This is a genomic window from Algihabitans sp. (assembly GCF_965226985.1).
Lineage (GTDB): Bacteria > Pseudomonadota > Alphaproteobacteria > Kiloniellales > DSM-21159 > Algihabitans.
The window spans coordinates 2,557,839-2,571,971 of sequence record NZ_OZ245712.1; the positions used below are offsets into that span (position 1 = coordinate 2,557,839).

The 14,133-nt window shown below is 67.3% G+C and carries 13 protein-coding genes; 9 read left to right on the forward strand and 4 right to left on the reverse strand.

The genetic code is table 11. The features are described from left to right. Nucleotides 1–3: 3 nt before the first annotated feature. Complete coding sequence (gene leuC, locus ACO054_RS11770) at nucleotides 4–1,413, reverse strand: 3-isopropylmalate dehydratase large subunit (RefSeq protein WP_421706770.1); 1,410 nt, start codon at nucleotides 1,411–1,413, stop codon at nucleotides 4–6. Between the two features lie 126 nt (nucleotides 1,414–1,539). After that, the gene (locus ACO054_RS11775; protein ID WP_421706771.1) at nucleotides 1,540–2,415 is read right to left on the reverse strand and encodes a GntR family transcriptional regulator; all 876 of its coding nucleotides are present in this window, start codon (nucleotides 2,413–2,415) and stop codon (nucleotides 1,540–1,542) included. A 174-nt stretch (nucleotides 2,416–2,589) separates the two neighbouring features. On the opposite strand from ACO054_RS11775, the gene ACO054_RS11780 reads away from it, so the two are divergent. From ACO054_RS11780 to ACO054_RS11820, 9 genes are all read left to right on the forward strand, one after another. After that, a complete protein-coding gene (locus ACO054_RS11780; RefSeq protein ID WP_421706772.1) occupies nucleotides 2,590–3,168 on the forward strand; it encodes a tautomerase family protein in 579 nt (192 codons plus the stop codon). Next, nucleotides 3,165–4,061, forward strand: coding sequence for an isocitrate lyase/PEP mutase family protein (locus ACO054_RS11785; protein ID WP_421706773.1), 897 nt, complete (start codon nucleotides 3,165–3,167; stop codon nucleotides 4,059–4,061). Before ACO054_RS11780 ends, ACO054_RS11785 begins: the two co-directional genes overlap by 4 nt. Continuing rightward, complete coding sequence (locus ACO054_RS11790; RefSeq protein ID WP_421706774.1) at nucleotides 4,058–4,735, forward strand: isochorismatase family protein; 678 nt, start codon at nucleotides 4,058–4,060, stop codon at nucleotides 4,733–4,735. The genes ACO054_RS11785 and ACO054_RS11790 overlap by 4 nt, the downstream gene beginning before the upstream one ends. 34 nt (nucleotides 4,736–4,769) lie before the next feature. Then, nucleotides 4,770–5,708 (forward strand): polysaccharide deacetylase family protein, encoded by a 939-nt coding sequence (locus ACO054_RS11795; protein ID WP_421706775.1) that lies wholly within the window; start codon nucleotides 4,770–4,772, stop codon nucleotides 5,706–5,708. A gap of 5 nt (nucleotides 5,709–5,713) precedes the next feature. After that, on the forward strand, nucleotides 5,714–6,652 hold the full coding sequence (locus ACO054_RS11800) for a polysaccharide deacetylase family protein (RefSeq protein ID WP_421706776.1): 939 nt from the start codon (nucleotides 5,714–5,716) through the stop codon (nucleotides 6,650–6,652). Further along, nucleotides 6,649–8,058: an FAD-dependent oxidoreductase gene (locus ACO054_RS11805; protein WP_421706777.1), complete on the forward strand. Its 1,410-nt coding sequence runs from the start codon at nucleotides 6,649–6,651 to the stop codon at nucleotides 8,056–8,058. Before ACO054_RS11800 ends, ACO054_RS11805 begins: the two co-directional genes overlap by 4 nt. A gap of 199 nt (nucleotides 8,059–8,257) precedes the next feature. Then, nucleotides 8,258–10,039, forward strand: coding sequence for an ABC transporter ATP-binding protein (locus ACO054_RS11810; RefSeq protein ID WP_421706778.1), 1,782 nt, complete (start codon nucleotides 8,258–8,260; stop codon nucleotides 10,037–10,039). A gap of 62 nt (nucleotides 10,040–10,101) precedes the next feature. After that, nucleotides 10,102–11,271: a mitochondrial fission ELM1 family protein gene (locus ACO054_RS11815; protein WP_421706779.1), complete on the forward strand. Its 1,170-nt coding sequence runs from the start codon at nucleotides 10,102–10,104 to the stop codon at nucleotides 11,269–11,271. Between the two features lie 7 nt (nucleotides 11,272–11,278). Next, complete coding sequence (locus ACO054_RS11820) at nucleotides 11,279–12,001, forward strand: class I SAM-dependent methyltransferase (RefSeq protein WP_421706780.1); 723 nt, start codon at nucleotides 11,279–11,281, stop codon at nucleotides 11,999–12,001. Nucleotides 12,002–12,031: 30 nt separating this feature from the next. Here the strand turns inward: ACO054_RS11820 and ACO054_RS11825 are convergent, their stop codons facing one another. Both ACO054_RS11825 and ACO054_RS11830 read right to left on the reverse strand, forming a co-directional pair. Beyond that, nucleotides 12,032–13,159 carry a mitochondrial fission ELM1 family protein gene (locus tag ACO054_RS11825; protein WP_421706781.1) on the reverse strand — a complete coding sequence of 376 codons (1,128 nt, stop codon included), beginning with the start codon at nucleotides 13,157–13,159 and terminating at the stop codon, nucleotides 12,032–12,034. Between the two features lie 158 nt (nucleotides 13,160–13,317). Further along, the gene (locus tag ACO054_RS11830) at nucleotides 13,318–14,073 is read right to left on the reverse strand and encodes a hypothetical protein (RefSeq protein ID WP_421706782.1); all 756 of its coding nucleotides are present in this window, start codon (nucleotides 14,071–14,073) and stop codon (nucleotides 13,318–13,320) included. Nucleotides 14,074–14,133 lie beyond the last annotated feature (60 nt).

Below are 14,133 nucleotides of genomic sequence, written 5' to 3' on the forward strand. Positions count from 1 at the left end.
CCATCAGAGCGCCCGCACATCGGTGAGTCGGCCGGTGACCGCCGCCGCAGCCACCATGGCCGGCGACATGAGATGCGTTCTGGCACCCGGTCCCTGGCGGCCCTTGAAGTTGCGGTTCGTCGTCGAGGCGCAGCGCTGGCCGCTCGCCACCTGATCGCCGTTCATCCCAACGCACATGGAGCAGCCCGAAGCACGCCACTCGAGCCCCGCCGCCAGGAAGACTTCGTGCAGCCCCTCCGCCTCCGCCTGGAGCTTCACCAGGCTGGAGCCGGGCGAGACCAGCCCCGGCACGCGGGCCCTGCGCCCCTTCAATACGGCGGCTGCAGCGCGCAGATCCTCGATCCGGGCGTTGGTGCAGGACCCGATGAAAACGCTGTCTATGGCGACATCTGTGAGCTTCTGACCCGGCGTCAGCCCCATGTAGTCGAGGCTGTCGCGCGTCTGACGCGCCTTCTCCGCATCCTCCATGGCCGCAGGGTCCGGCACCTGCCGGTCGATCGGCAAGGCCTCCTCCGGCGAGACACCCCAGGTCACGGTGGGGGCGATCTCCGCCGCCTCGATCACCACGTCGCGGTCGAAGACCGCGCCCTCGTCGCTTCGAAGGGTCGACCAGTAGCCGGCCGCCCGCTCGAAATCCGCACCCCGGGGACCGAGCGGCCGGTCGCGCAGATAGGCCAGCGTCTTCTCGTCGGGCGCGACCAGCCCGCAGCGCGCGCCGCCCTCGATCGAGAGGTTGCAGAGCGTCAGACGGGCCTCCATCGACAGCTCCCTGATCGCCGCACCGGCATACTCGATGGCATGCCCCCGCGCGCCGTCGGCGCCCAGACGGGCGATCCAGGTGAGCGCGATGTCCTTCGCCGTCACACCGGGAGCCAGTTCGCCGGTGACCGTCAGGCGCATCTGTTTCGGGCGGGTCTGCCACAGGGTCTGGGTGGCCAGGACATGCGCGACCTCGGAGGCACCGATGCCGAAGGCAATGGCGCCGAAGGCCCCGTGGGTCGCGGTGTGGCTGTCGCCGCAGACCATGACGAGGCCGGGCTGCGTCAGGCCCTGCTCGGGACCGACGACGTGCACGATGCCCTGGCGCGGATCGTCGAGGCTGAAGAGCGCGATCCCGTTGCGCTGGGTGTTGTCGTCCAGCTGTTCGATCATCCCCCGGATTGCCGGGTCGCCGACCGGCTCGCCGCGTCGGCGCAGGGTGGGCACGTAGTGATCGGCGATGCCGAAGGTGAGGTCGGGCCGCGCCACCGCCAGGTCACCCTCGCGCAGCTTGTCGAAGGCGTGGAACGAGCCCTCGTGGACGAAATGCCGGTCGATCCAGAGCAGCGACCGGCCGTCGTCGTCACGTAAAATCTCGTGAGCGTTCCAGACCTTGTCGAAGAGCGTGGAAGGCTGACTGGCCGGCGTCGTCATGGCTCTCACTAGATGGAGATGCAGTCGTTCCGCTGCAAACTGTATTTCTTTTAATACATTTAGACCCCCGCCAAATGACCGGTCAAATGTATTTTCCCAGCCAAGACCAGCCGGCCGCCCGCCCTCTCAACCAGGGCGTCTGGACCTTTTCGGCGTTCGGCGGGCCTTACGCTTTGCGGCCTCGCCGCCGGCTTCCTCCTTTGGCTCCCAATAGCGTCCGTCCTCGCCCTGCGCGCGGTTCAACTCGATCTGAAAGCGATAGCGGTCCGGCCTGTAAAGCGCGTCGAGATGCTCGACCCCCCGCCCGTCCTGGTCGCAGACCACCCGGGTCAGCGCGATGAGCGGCGAGCCGACCGCGACCTCCAGCGCCTGCGCCACCTCCTGATCCGCCAGAACCGCCGAGATGGTCTGCGTCGCCTGGCTGACTCGCACGCCACTGCGTTCCAGCAGGACGAACAGCGGCGTATCGGCAAGGTCCGCCTCGTTGTAGTTTAGCGCGATCCGGGCCGGAACGTGGGTTACCAGATGCGAGAAGGGCTTGCCGTTCATGGAGCGGACCCGGATAGAACGCTGCACCCGCTCGTCCGACGCCAAGCCTAGGCGTTCCCTTATGACACCTGTGGGCTCGACGTAACCGAACTCCAGCAGCCTGACATCTGAGGCCTCGCTCATCCGCACCATGTTGGGCAGCAGATTGGAGACGCTGGCGGTCAAACGCGCGTCCAGGGGCTGCTCCAGCACGAGGGTGCCTATGCCGGGCCGGCGGGCGACCAGTCCCGCCTCCCGCAGCGCCTGTAGCGCGCGCCGCACGGTCACCCGGGAGACGCGATGCCGCTCGGCCAGCTTCAGCTCGCCCGGCAGCTTCTCCCCCGGCTCCATCCGCCCGCTCAGGATCGCATCCTTCAGCAGCAGAAAGATGCGATGGGCCTTCATACCGCCGACCTCGGCTGGCCCGGCCGGGGTCTCGACGGACGGCGCGGCTTTGGCGGCGGATCGCGTCATAGGGCAGGCAAGCCCGGAAGATACCTGGCGCAACGCTCGCTTTCGCTCCGATGGAGACTTGACGTCCATCGGCAGCCGGTCATAGTAAATGTATTATTCATCGTACATTTCTATGTCTCTCCTGCCTTCAGGCTTATCAGATCGGCAGGGCGAAACATAGAGGGGGATCGGTGTATGCCCGTCATCCAGGTCAATCTGATCCGAGGCTACTCGAGCGGGGTCAAGCAGCGCCTCTGCCGGCGCCTGACCGATGCGACGCGCGGGGTTCTGGGCGCCGCTCCCGAGGCGATCACCGTATTTCTGCACGAGGTCGAGATGGACGGCTACGCGAGAGGCGGACGCGCACGCGCGCCGGCCATCGCCAGCGAGGAGACGCCGGAGGACCGGGTCCGCGCCTTCCTGGCCGCCATGGAGGCACGGGATCTGGAGGCGGCCAAGCGTCACCTGGACGACGGCTTCATAATGGCCTTTCCGGGCAGCCCCGAAATGACCGAGCTTTCGGAGCTGATCGCCTGGTCGCGCGACCGCTACCGCTCCCTGCGCAAGACCTTCCTGGCCTTCGAGACCTGCGACAAGGAAGACCACAGTGTCGTGATCTGCCACGGCCACCTCTCCGGCGAGTGGCCGGACGGCACGACCTTCGAGTCCGTCCGCTTCATCGACCGTTTCGAAATCCGGGACAACCGGCTCACGCGCCAGGACGTCTGGAACGATCTAGCCCTCACTCTTCCCTCAAGGACCACCTCCGTATGACCGCCGATCCCAGCCGGCTCAAAGATCGACTGCACAGCCCCTCGATCGAGGTGGCGCCGGGCGTCTACGACGCACTCGGCGCATCTTTGGCCGAACAGGCCGGTTTCGAGACCATCTACCTCTCCGGCGCCAGCCTGGCCTACACCCAACTCGGCCGCCCCGATATCGGCTTGCTCGGCCTCAGCGAGGTCAACGACGCGCTGCTGCACATCCGCGAACGCACGGAACTGTCGATCGTCGTGGACTGCGACACCGGCTTCGGCAACGCGATGAACGTCATGCGCAGCGTCAGGCTGCTGGAACGTTCGGGCGCCAACGCCATCCAACTGGAGGACCAGACCTACCCGAAGCGCTGCGGCCATCTGCGCGGCAAGAGCCTGGTGCCGACCGGAGAGATGGTCGGCAAGCTGAAGGCCGCGCTGGACGCAAGGGCCAGCGAGCGGACGCTGATCATCGGCCGCACCGACGCCATCGCGGTCGAGGGCACCGACAGCGCCCTGGAGCGGGCCGAGGCCTACCGCGAGGCCGGTGTCGACATTCTGTTCGTCGAGGGTATCCGCAGCGACCGGGACGTGGAGCAGGTCATGGCGCGCTTTCGCGGCCAGGTGCCGGTCATGGCCAACATGGTGGAGGGCGGCGACACGCCGCTGAAGACGGCGGAGACGCTGGAGCGCCTCGGCTTTTCTCTGGTGATCTTTCCCGGCGCTCTGGTGCGCGCCGTCACCCACATGGCTGCCCGCTTCTTCGCCACCCTGCGCCGCGACGGCAGCACCGACGCCTTTCGCGAAGAGATGCTCGATTTCACCCAACTCAACGGATACCTCGGAACCCAGGCCATCCTGGCGCTGGGTGAGAAGTACGAGAACCGCGACGCCTCAGGAGAGACAGGATGATCACGACCGACAAGACCGCCAAGGAACTGTTCCACGAGGTCATCGCCAACCCTCAGCGCGTTCCCTTCGGCTTCGGCGAGAAGGCCGTTCTGATCAACGTCGATCCGCAGAAGGCCTACACCCGCACCGACCTGTACAAGACGGCCTACGAGACGGACCCCAAACAGCTCGACTACGTCAACGGATTGGCCAAGTCCTTCCGGACGCTCGGCTGGCCGGTGGTCTGGACGCACGTCGCTTTTCTCGACTCGGCCGAGGACGCCGGAATCTGGGGCACCCGCAGCGACACGCCGGACTCCCTGCAGAACATCAAGTACGACTCCGACCGTGCCGCCTTCGACGAGCGGGTCGAGATCGACCGCAGCCGGGACGTGATCTACACCAAGCGCATGCCCTCGGCCTTTTTCGAGACGCCCCTGCAGTCGCTGCTGGTCTGGCACAGAGTGGACACGGTGATCGTCACCGGTGGCTCCACCTCGGGCTGCGTGCGCGCCACGGCGGTGGAGAGCCTGTCGCGCGGCTACCGCACCATCGTTCCCTTGGAATGCGTTGCCGACAAGCATGAAAGCTACCACTACGCCAACCTGACCGACATGCATCTCAAGTACGCCGACGTCCTACCGGTCGCCAACGTGCGCAGCTGGCTGGAGACGCGGATCGCGGAGGCCGCGTGACCCATACTGCAGGCCCACGCGGGAGGGACGCCCGGTGAAAGAGACGCTGGACGCCTACGACTACTGGCCCTACGAGGGCCGGCCGAAGATCGAGTGGCCGGGCGGCGCCCGCGTCGCCTTCTGGGTCGCGCCCAACATCGAGTACTACGAGATCGATCCGCCGGCGAACCCCCACCGCAAAGCTTGGCCCACCCCGCATCCCTCGGTGCCCGGCTACGGCATCCGGGACTATGGCAACCGCGTCGGCCACCAGCGCCAGATGGCGCTGCTCGACAAGTACGGCATCCGGGGATCGGTCTCCCTGTCGGTGGCACTCTGCGAGCACCACCCGGAGATCATCGAACAGTGCCGCGAGCGCGACTGGGAGTTCTTCAGTCACGGCATCTACAACACCCGCTACACCTACGGCCTGAGCGAGGCGCAGGAACGGGAGATGATCCGCGACGGGATCGAGAGCATCCATCGCCATACCGGCCAGACCTGCGCCGGCTATCTGGCCCCGGCGCTGTCCCATTCGGAGCGCACGCTGGACCTCTTCGCCGAGGTGGGGCAGGAGCTGTTCGGCGAGGAAGCCGGGATCTACACCTGCGACCTGTTCCACGACGACCAGCCGACGCCGATCCGGCTGCGCTCCGGACTGCGCTTCCTGTCCGTCCCCTATTCGCTGGAGATGAACGACACCATCGTCTTCGCGGTCAACAAGGTGGAACCGCGCCACTACCTGACCATGCTCAAGCGTCACTTCGACCGGCTCTACGCCGAAGGCGCCGAGAGCGGCACGGTGATGTGTATTCCGACCCATAGCTATCAGGTCAGCTGTCCCCACCGCATCAAGGCCTTCGAAGAAGCGCTGGAGTACATCACCGGCCACAGCGGCGTCTGGGTCACCACCGGGCGGGAGATCGCCCGGCACTACTTGGAAAACCACTACGACAGGGCGCTGCAAGACATCGCCGCCAAGGCGGGAGGATAGGGCGCATGGCTCTCGACGACGACTACCTGCACTACCCCAAGCGCCGTCATGGCTACGACCACGCGCGCTACGACTGGTCGGTGCTGGCCGAGCGGCCCGCGATCCGCTGGCCCGGCGACAAGCCGCTGGCGGTCTGGATCAATCTCTCGCTCCAGTTCTATCCGCTGAACCAGCGCGGCGTGCCCTTCAAGGTACCGGGCGGCATGACCATGCCCTACCCCGATCTGCGCCACTTTACCCTGCGGGACTACGGCAACCGGGTGGGCATCTATCGGGTGCTCAAGGCCTTCGAGCGCTACGGCATACGCCCGACCTTCGCGGTCAACGCCCAGTTGGCCCAGCAGACGCCCTATCTGCTCGCCCGCCTGCTGGAGCGGGACGGCGAGCTGCTGTGCCACGGCTGGAACATGGACCACCTGCACCACGGCGGTCAGGACCGGGACGAGGAGGCGGACATCGTCCGCCGCGCGCTGGAGACGCTGCGCGAGCTGAGCGGCCGGCCGATCCGGGGCTGGCTGAGCCCGGCGCGCAGCCAGAGCTGGAACACCCTCGACCTACTGGCCGAGAACGGCGTCGCCTACTGCGCCGACTGGGTCAACGACGACCTGCCCTATCCGGTCACGACCCAAAGCGGGTCTCTGACGGCCATGCCACTGTCCAGCGAGATCGAGGACCAGTTCGTGATCACCCAGAACCTGCATTCGGAGGACGCCTGGGTCGCGCAGGTCAAGGACGCCTTCGACTACCTGCTGGCAGAAGCCGAGCGCGAGGGGGGCCGCCTTTTTACCCTCAGCCTGCACCCCTGGCTGATGGGACAGCCGCACCGGATCGGCTGTCTGGAGGAGGTGCTGGACTACATCGCCGGATCGGACCGCGTCTGGCAGGCGCCGGCCGGCGAGATCCTGGAGGCCTTCCTGGCGCAGACTCAAAAGGTCGGCGGATGACCGTCACGCGCGTCGCGCCGAACCTGTCCTTCGAGACCCGGGTGCCCCTGCTGATCGTCGGAGGCGGCGCCTGCGGACTGGTGGCGGGCCTGGCCGCACGGGCGGCCGGCGTGCCCGCCGTCGTCCTGGAGCGCGACAGCGTCGCGCGGGGCAGCACCTTCATGTCGTCGGGCTTCATCCCGGCGGCCGGCTCGCGCCTTCAGGCAGAGAAAGACATCCCCGACAGCGCGGAGATCATGGCCGCCGATATCCAGCGCAAGAACGGACAGGAAGCGGACCCCGCCATCGTGGCCGCCTTGGCCGAGGAGTCGGGTCGGGTGATCGACTGGCTGGCGGAGAGCCACGGCATCCCCTTCTCCCTGGTCGAGGGCTTCCTCTATCCAGGCCACAGCCACGTCCGCATGCATGCGACGCCTCGCCGCACCGGCGAGGAACTGATGAGCTGCCTGCTGACGGCGGCCGAGGCGGCCGGGATCGACCTGCTGACCGATGCGCGGGTCGTGGAGCTCCAGGCCGACGACGCAGGCCGCGTTCGCGGCCTCGTCTTCGAACGCCCGGACGGCGGCCGCGAGACGGTGGGCTGCCAGGCCCTGATCCTCGCCTGCTCGGGCTTCGGCGCCGATGCGGAGCTGGTGGCGCGTCACCTGCCGACCCTGCGCGACGCGCTCTACTACGGCCACGAGGGCAACCGGGGAGACGCGCTCAAGTGGGGGGAGGCGCTGGGCGCCAGCCTGCGCGACCTGGGGGCCTGCCAGGGCCACGGCTCCCTCGCCACACCGCAGCAGACGTTGATTTCCTGGGCGCTGATGATGCGCGGCGGTATACAGGTCAACGCCGCCGGCCGGCGCTTCTCCAACGAGCACGGCGGCTATTCCGAACAGGCGGCGAAGGTGCTGGCTCAGCCTGGCGGGACGGTCTGGAACCTCTTCGACGACCGCATCCACGAGACGGCGCTGGAGTTCGAGGACTATCGCAACGCCCAAGAGGCCGGGGCCGTGCGCGTTTTCGACGACCTCGCCGCACTGGCCGCCGGCCTGGATCTGCCGCCGGAGGCGCTGGAGGAGACCTTCGCCGAACTGCGCGACCTGGCCGCCAGCGGCCAAGCCGACGGCTTCGGCCGCCGCTTCGCGCCTGACACCCTGCTGGCCGCGCCCTACCGGGCCGTACGCGTCACCGGGGCCCTGTTCCATACCCAGGGCGGGCTGGAAGTCGACACCAGCGGGCGCGTCCTGGATCGGACGGGGCGGTCCTTCCCCAACCTCTTCGCCGCCGGCGGCGCGGCACGCGGCGTCTCGGGCTCGGGCGACAGCGGCTACCTGTCCGGTAATGGTCTTCTGAGCGCCGTGGTCATGGGCGCCATCGCCGGGCGGGCAGCTGCGGACCTGGTCGCAGCCGAACACTCTTAAGCCGACAAACCCAGAAAGCCGCACCACTCCGCGCTGTGGCCTGACCGCCTCGCAGCTTGTTCCGCTCGTCGCGAGGTTCTATTCAGGGGATCCGCTCCAGAGGCCCCGTGCGCTGCGCGCCCGGCCCCCCATCGAGCCTCGACCCGAGTCAACCTGGCGTGCCGCCCGAGCGGCCGGCCGCCGAAGAGTTCAAGACGGCATGCTGAGCGTCCTGCGGATCTTCTTCAACGCCAAGGGCACCAATTCCTGGACGGTGCTGGCCGGCCTCGTGCTGGCCGGTCTGGCCGAGGGCATCGGCGTAGCCAACCTGCTGCCGCTGATCACCATCATGATCGGCGCGGACACCGACGCCTCGCCCTTCTCCGCCATGTTGATCGACCTGATCGAGGCGGCGGGGCTGCCGCCCGAACCCTACGTGCTGGTACTGCTGATCATCGCCAGCATCACGGCCAAGGCACTTTTCACGCTGATCGCCATGCGCCATGTCGGCTACGCGGTTGCCGAAGTGGCGACGGGGCTGCGCGCGAGCCTGGTCAGCAACCTGCTGCGGGGGCGCTGGACCTACTTCGTGACGCAGCCGGTCGGCCGTATGGCCAACGCCATGAGTAACGAGGCCACCCGCGCCGGTCGCGCCTACCAGATCGCCGCCGAGTTCATCTCCGACACCATTCAGGTGCTGGTCTACCTGATCATCGCCCTGCTGGTGTCCTGGCAACTCACGCTGCTCGCCCTGCTAGGCGGCGCCGTGATCGTCGGCGTGCTGGGATTCCTGGTGCGCACGGCACGCAAGGCTGGCCTGAAGCAGACCAACCGCACGCGCTACATGGTCACCTACCTGACCGACGTGCTGAACAACATGAAGACCCTGAAGGCCATGGCCCGACAGGCCGCCTTCGCCGCCTACCTCGACAAGCAGATCGCCGGCCTGCGCAAGGCGCTGCGGCGACAGGTCACCAGCACCGAGGCGCTCAAGAGCTTTCAGGAGATCCTGACGACCGTGGTGATGGGCGCCGGACTGATCTTCGCCATCGAGGTCTCGGCCATCCCGCCCAGCGAGCTGATCGTGATGTACGTCGTGATCCTGAAGCTGGTGAAGAACGTCATGCGGATGCAGCGGCAGTATCAGAAGGCGGTGCTGGGGGAGAGCCCCTATCACGCGATCGAGGCGCTGATCGCCGAAAGCCATGCCGCCGCCGAGAAGGCACACGGCGGTGCGGCGCCCACCTTCGAGCAGGGCTGCCGGCTGGCCGGCGTCAGCAAGGCTTTCGGAACGCACGAGGTGTTCCGGAGTATCGACCTGGAGATCCCGCGCGGCGAGATCACCGTGCTGATCGGCACCTCCGGCACCGGCAAGACGACCTTGGCAGACCTGATCATCGGCCTGCAGGACCCCGACAGCGGTCGCATCCTGATCGACGGCGTCCCGCTCGCAGAGCTGGACCTGCAGAGCTGGCGGCGCATGATCGGCTATGTCTCCCAGGATCTGGTGCTGTTTCACGACAGCATCCTGATGAACATCACCCTGGGCGATCCCACGATTTCGGAAGAGGACGTGCGCAGAGCGCTCGAACTGGCGGATGCCGCCGACTTCGTGGAGGCCCTGCCCGACGGTCTGGACACGGTGGTCGGCGAGAAGGGCGGCAAGCTCTCCGGCGGTCAGCGGCAGCGGATCACCCTGGCCCGCGCCCTGGCCGGGCGGCCCAAACTGCTGGTGCTGGACGAGGTGACCAGCGCCCTGGATGCAAAGTCGGAGGAAGCACTCTGCGCCACCCTCGGCGGCCTGACGCCGGAGCTGACGATCCTGGCGATCACCCACCGCCCCCAGCTTCTGAAGATCGCGGACCACGTCTACCAACTCTACGAGGGACAGGTGATGAAGGCCCCGGAGCCGTCGGCTGGGCAGCCGCCGCTTCTGGTGCCTGCGGGCGTAGCGGCCAGCGGAACCGCCACCACCACGGCAGGAAAACAGTCCTCCTCATGACGAAACCCGGTTCAGCCTGGTTGTCTTTACCGACCCGCTGCTCGGCGGTCTGACGAATCGCCATGGCCTCCGCCACCCGCGAGTCCCGGCAAGAGGAGAGAACCTCCGCTCCCGCCACGCCTCCGGCCGGGGATGCGCCGCGGATCTGGCTGCTGATGGGCGACAAGCTGGGCGACAATGCCCAGGTCGAGATCGTCGCCGAAGCCCTGGGCCTGCCATTCGAACGCAAGACCTTATCCCTGCAGGCGCCCTACGTGCTGGGCAAGCCCCGCTTCCAGCCATCCCTGCACCATCTCGATTCCGCGCGCTCGGACAGCCTGTCCCCACCCTGGCCGGATCTCGTGATCACCGCCGGGCGCCGGCCGGCCATGGCCGCGCTCTGGGTGCGCGAACAGTCCGGCGGGCGCAGTAAGCTGGCGCTGATCGGCCGCCCGAAACGCTGGCTGGAGCGCTTCGATCTCGTGATCTCGACGGTGCAGCAGCGTTTGCCCGAGCGCGCGAACGTCCTGCGCCTGGGCCTACCGCTGATGCGCCCCGACGCCGCAGCCATCGAAGTCGGCGCCGCCCGCCTCGCGCCAGAACTGGCGGACCTGCCGAGGCCCTTGGTGGCTCTGCTGATCGGCGGCGCGACCGAGCCCTTCGCCCTGACGGCCGCCCAAGCCGGCAAGATCCTGGAGCAGGCGCGGGCTCTGGCCGCGAAGCAGGGCGGTAGCCTCTACGTCTCCACCAGCCGGCGCACGCCCGAGGCCGTCAGCGAGGCGCTGGCGGCAAATCTGCCGCCCGACGCCCGGCTGTACCGCTGGCGTGCCAGGGATGCGGCCAACCCTTATCTGGGCCTGCTGGGCCTGGCCGATCAGTTCGTCGTCACCGGCGACAGCAGCTCGATGCTGGTGGAGGTCGCCCGGCTGGGACGGCCGCTCGCGATCGCCGAGCTGCCGCTGCGGCGATCCCCCTGGACCCGCCTGCAGCAGAGCCTGGCGCGGCAGCTTCACACCGCCAGTTTCGGCGATCCCCGGGGAGGGCGGCTGCGCGCCCTCGGGAACGCTCTTTACCGGCTCGGCCTGGTCGGCTATTCCCGTGATCTGACCGCCGTCCACCGCTTGCTGATCGAGCGCGGCCTCGCGGTTCGGCTCGGCGAAGCTTTTCCGGCTGCCGGCCAACCCGTGGAAGACGACCTGCCGAAGGTGGTCGAAAGACTTCAGACACTTCTGTTCCCCAAAGCGAGAAGCTAGAGAGGCCATGTCCGAAACTTACAGCCGACAGTCGCCCAGCCCGCGCTTCCAGGAGCTCCTGGTCCTCTACAAGCGCATGCACACCGAGGGCGATACGGTCAACGACGTCCCGGCGGAGCGCACCTTCACCGGCAAGAGCCTGCCGCCGCATGCCATGGCGATCAAAAAGATGATCGACGCCAACGCCGCGCGCACTCTGCTCGACTACGGCTCCGGCAAGGGGCTGCAGTACACTTGGCAGGATATCGAGCTGCCGGACGGTCAGCAGATCAAGGATCTGAACAGCTATTGGGGCCTGGAGGAGATCACCAAATACGATCCGGGCTACAAGGAGTTCTGGACCCTGCCGAGCGGACAGTTCGACGGCGTGATCTGCACCGACGTGATGGAGCACTGCCCGGAGTCGGACGTCCGCTGGATCGTCGAGGAACTCTTCGGCTTCGCCCGCAAGTTCCTCTACGTCGGCGTGGCCTGCTATCCCGCGAAGAAAGTCCTGCCCAACGGGGAGAACGCCCACTGCACGGTTCAGCCGCCGGAGTGGTGGGCGGAGCTGGTCCGTGAGATCGCGGCGCGCCACCCGGATGTGCACTACCGCTTCGCGCTGGGCGTCAAGAGCGACAGCAAGCGCTACTTCGGCCTGTTCGGGAAGCCCAAGCGCTACTGGGCGATCCTGGAGGGCGGCGGCGAAAGCAGCGGCGGCGGCAAGCTGGTGAAGTCGGACGATCCCTAAGGCGAGACGTCCGAGGCAGCCAACCGTGGCCTAAAGAGGCTCGGCGGGCGACCCTGATTCGCCGCTGTCGAGCTCGTGGCCGGCCTCGGCCATCAGACGGCGGATGCGCGCCACCACCAGCGGCAGATCGTCCGGCGGCCGGGCGGTCGGCGGCGTGATCGGCGCGCCGAAGTAGCTCGCCCAACCGCCCTGCACCAGCCCGCGATGAAAATGTTCGAAGTCGCGCTGGTAGCCGATGCCCACTTGGTGGGCGGCATCGCTGAGCAGACGCCGCAGCGGTGAGATCGCGCGATCCGCCGAGAGCTGTGAGCCGTGCAGGTAGTTGCGCACGGCGCTCTTGACCCTTTTGCGCAGCGACCAGCGCTTGGGCATGTTGTAGATGGCTAGCGGTTTGCCCAAGCGGACCACCTCGGTCAGCATCGAGGCGCTGTCGCCCGTCACCACGAACTGGTCGGCCAGGGCCAGAAAGGCGAAGTAGGGATTGGTCTCGGAGTCGCTGTTCCAGCGATAGACAAAGTCCTGCGGCCGCGCCGCCGCAACCATGGCGGCCACCGCTTCTTCGGGGGTGCGGCGGCTGGTACTGACCAGCAGAGAACCGCCCTGACCGTCGGCATAGGCCTGGAGCCGGCGCATCATCTCGGCAGCGAAGTCGGCGTCGAAGCTGAAGGGCCAGGCCGGCCCGCCGACCATCGCGGCGATCCAGGGTTTGGGCCGCCCGGTGAAGCGGGCTTCCCAGCGGGCACCAGCCGACTCCAGGCGCGCGGGGTCGTCGCGTCGCTGCAAAGCGAGCCTAAGATTGAACACGTTGGGACGCGGCGGCACGCGGAGCTGCGGCGGCGCGATCACCAGATCGAAGGCGTCGAGTTCGAGCGGCCGGTTGAACTGCACGAGCCGCGTACGGCCACCCGACTGCTGCTTGATCCAGGTGACGACCGGCACCTGACGCCGCCCGGCCGAGATCACCAGGTCGGGCCAGGGTGGCTCCAGACTTGGCGACTCCTCGACGACGACATTCTGCAGCGTCGGCCCCTTCCTCCGCTGGTGCCAGCGCCACTCGCGGTCGCCGAAGACCATTTTGCGAACCTCGAAGGGCCAGCCCAATGCCTCCGCCACCAGCAGGCTCTGGCTGTCGTCGCCGATCTTATCGCTGATCAGCACCCAGACGCGGGGCGCCGTTGCGCTCTTCGCAGCCGGAGCGCTTGCCCCAGATGCTGCCTGGGATGCTGCCTGCGATGCTGGTTGAGATGCGGACTGGGACATGGAACCGAAGCTTGCAGCAGAGCCAGGAGACGGGGAAAGAGCCCCGTCCCGCTCCCTCAGTCTTCCCGCTCGATGTTGATGGTCAGGGTCCGCCGCAGGGCCGTGCTACCCTGCCCCGTCATCGGCCGGACCGAATGCCAGGAGTTGTGCGTCTTGACGAAGATGATTCCCTGATTGGGCTGGAAGTCGAAGGTCTGGAGAATCTCCATGTCCTCGAAGGCGCTCTGGCGGTTCAGCCAGTTGTAGCTGAAGCGCGGCTCCTTCGCCCGGTTCACGTCGGTCCCGCCGCCGAAGGCCGGGTTCCACTCGTCCTCGCCGACCATGGAGACGATGAGGGTGATCACCTTCTCCGGCGTATCGGTGTGGGGCAGCAGGTGCCCGCCGTCCGCCGGCAGCATGGAGAACTCGAACCGCGTATGCAGACGGCCGGGATCGGCCCAGAGGCGACCGCGCCGCAGCTCCTTGACACGCTTGCCCAGGGTCAGCGAGCGGCCGGTCTGAGGCTTGTAGCCGAGGTCGAGGTGATGGCTCTGCAGCGTCGCCAGAACCTCGTCGATGAAGGCGTCGCTTTTGATCCAGCCGTGCAGCTCGCGCCAGAGCGGAGTCGAGGCGATGAAATCCTTGTATTGCTTGGGATTATAGCGCTCTGAGAGCGAATACTTGTCGCCCAGCTTTGGGATGTTGGCGAAGATCTCCAGCGGCGGATAGGCGTTCAGCAGCTCGCGATAGGCCTGCGCGTCCATCAGCGGACGCGCGCAGCCGATCGGGAAGGGCTCGTAGCGAAAGGTCAGGTGATCGTAGTCGAAGCGCATCTCGGACCCGGAGAGTTGAGAGAGACCGGGCGGAACCCGGAAGGTGCAGTCGTGTCGTTC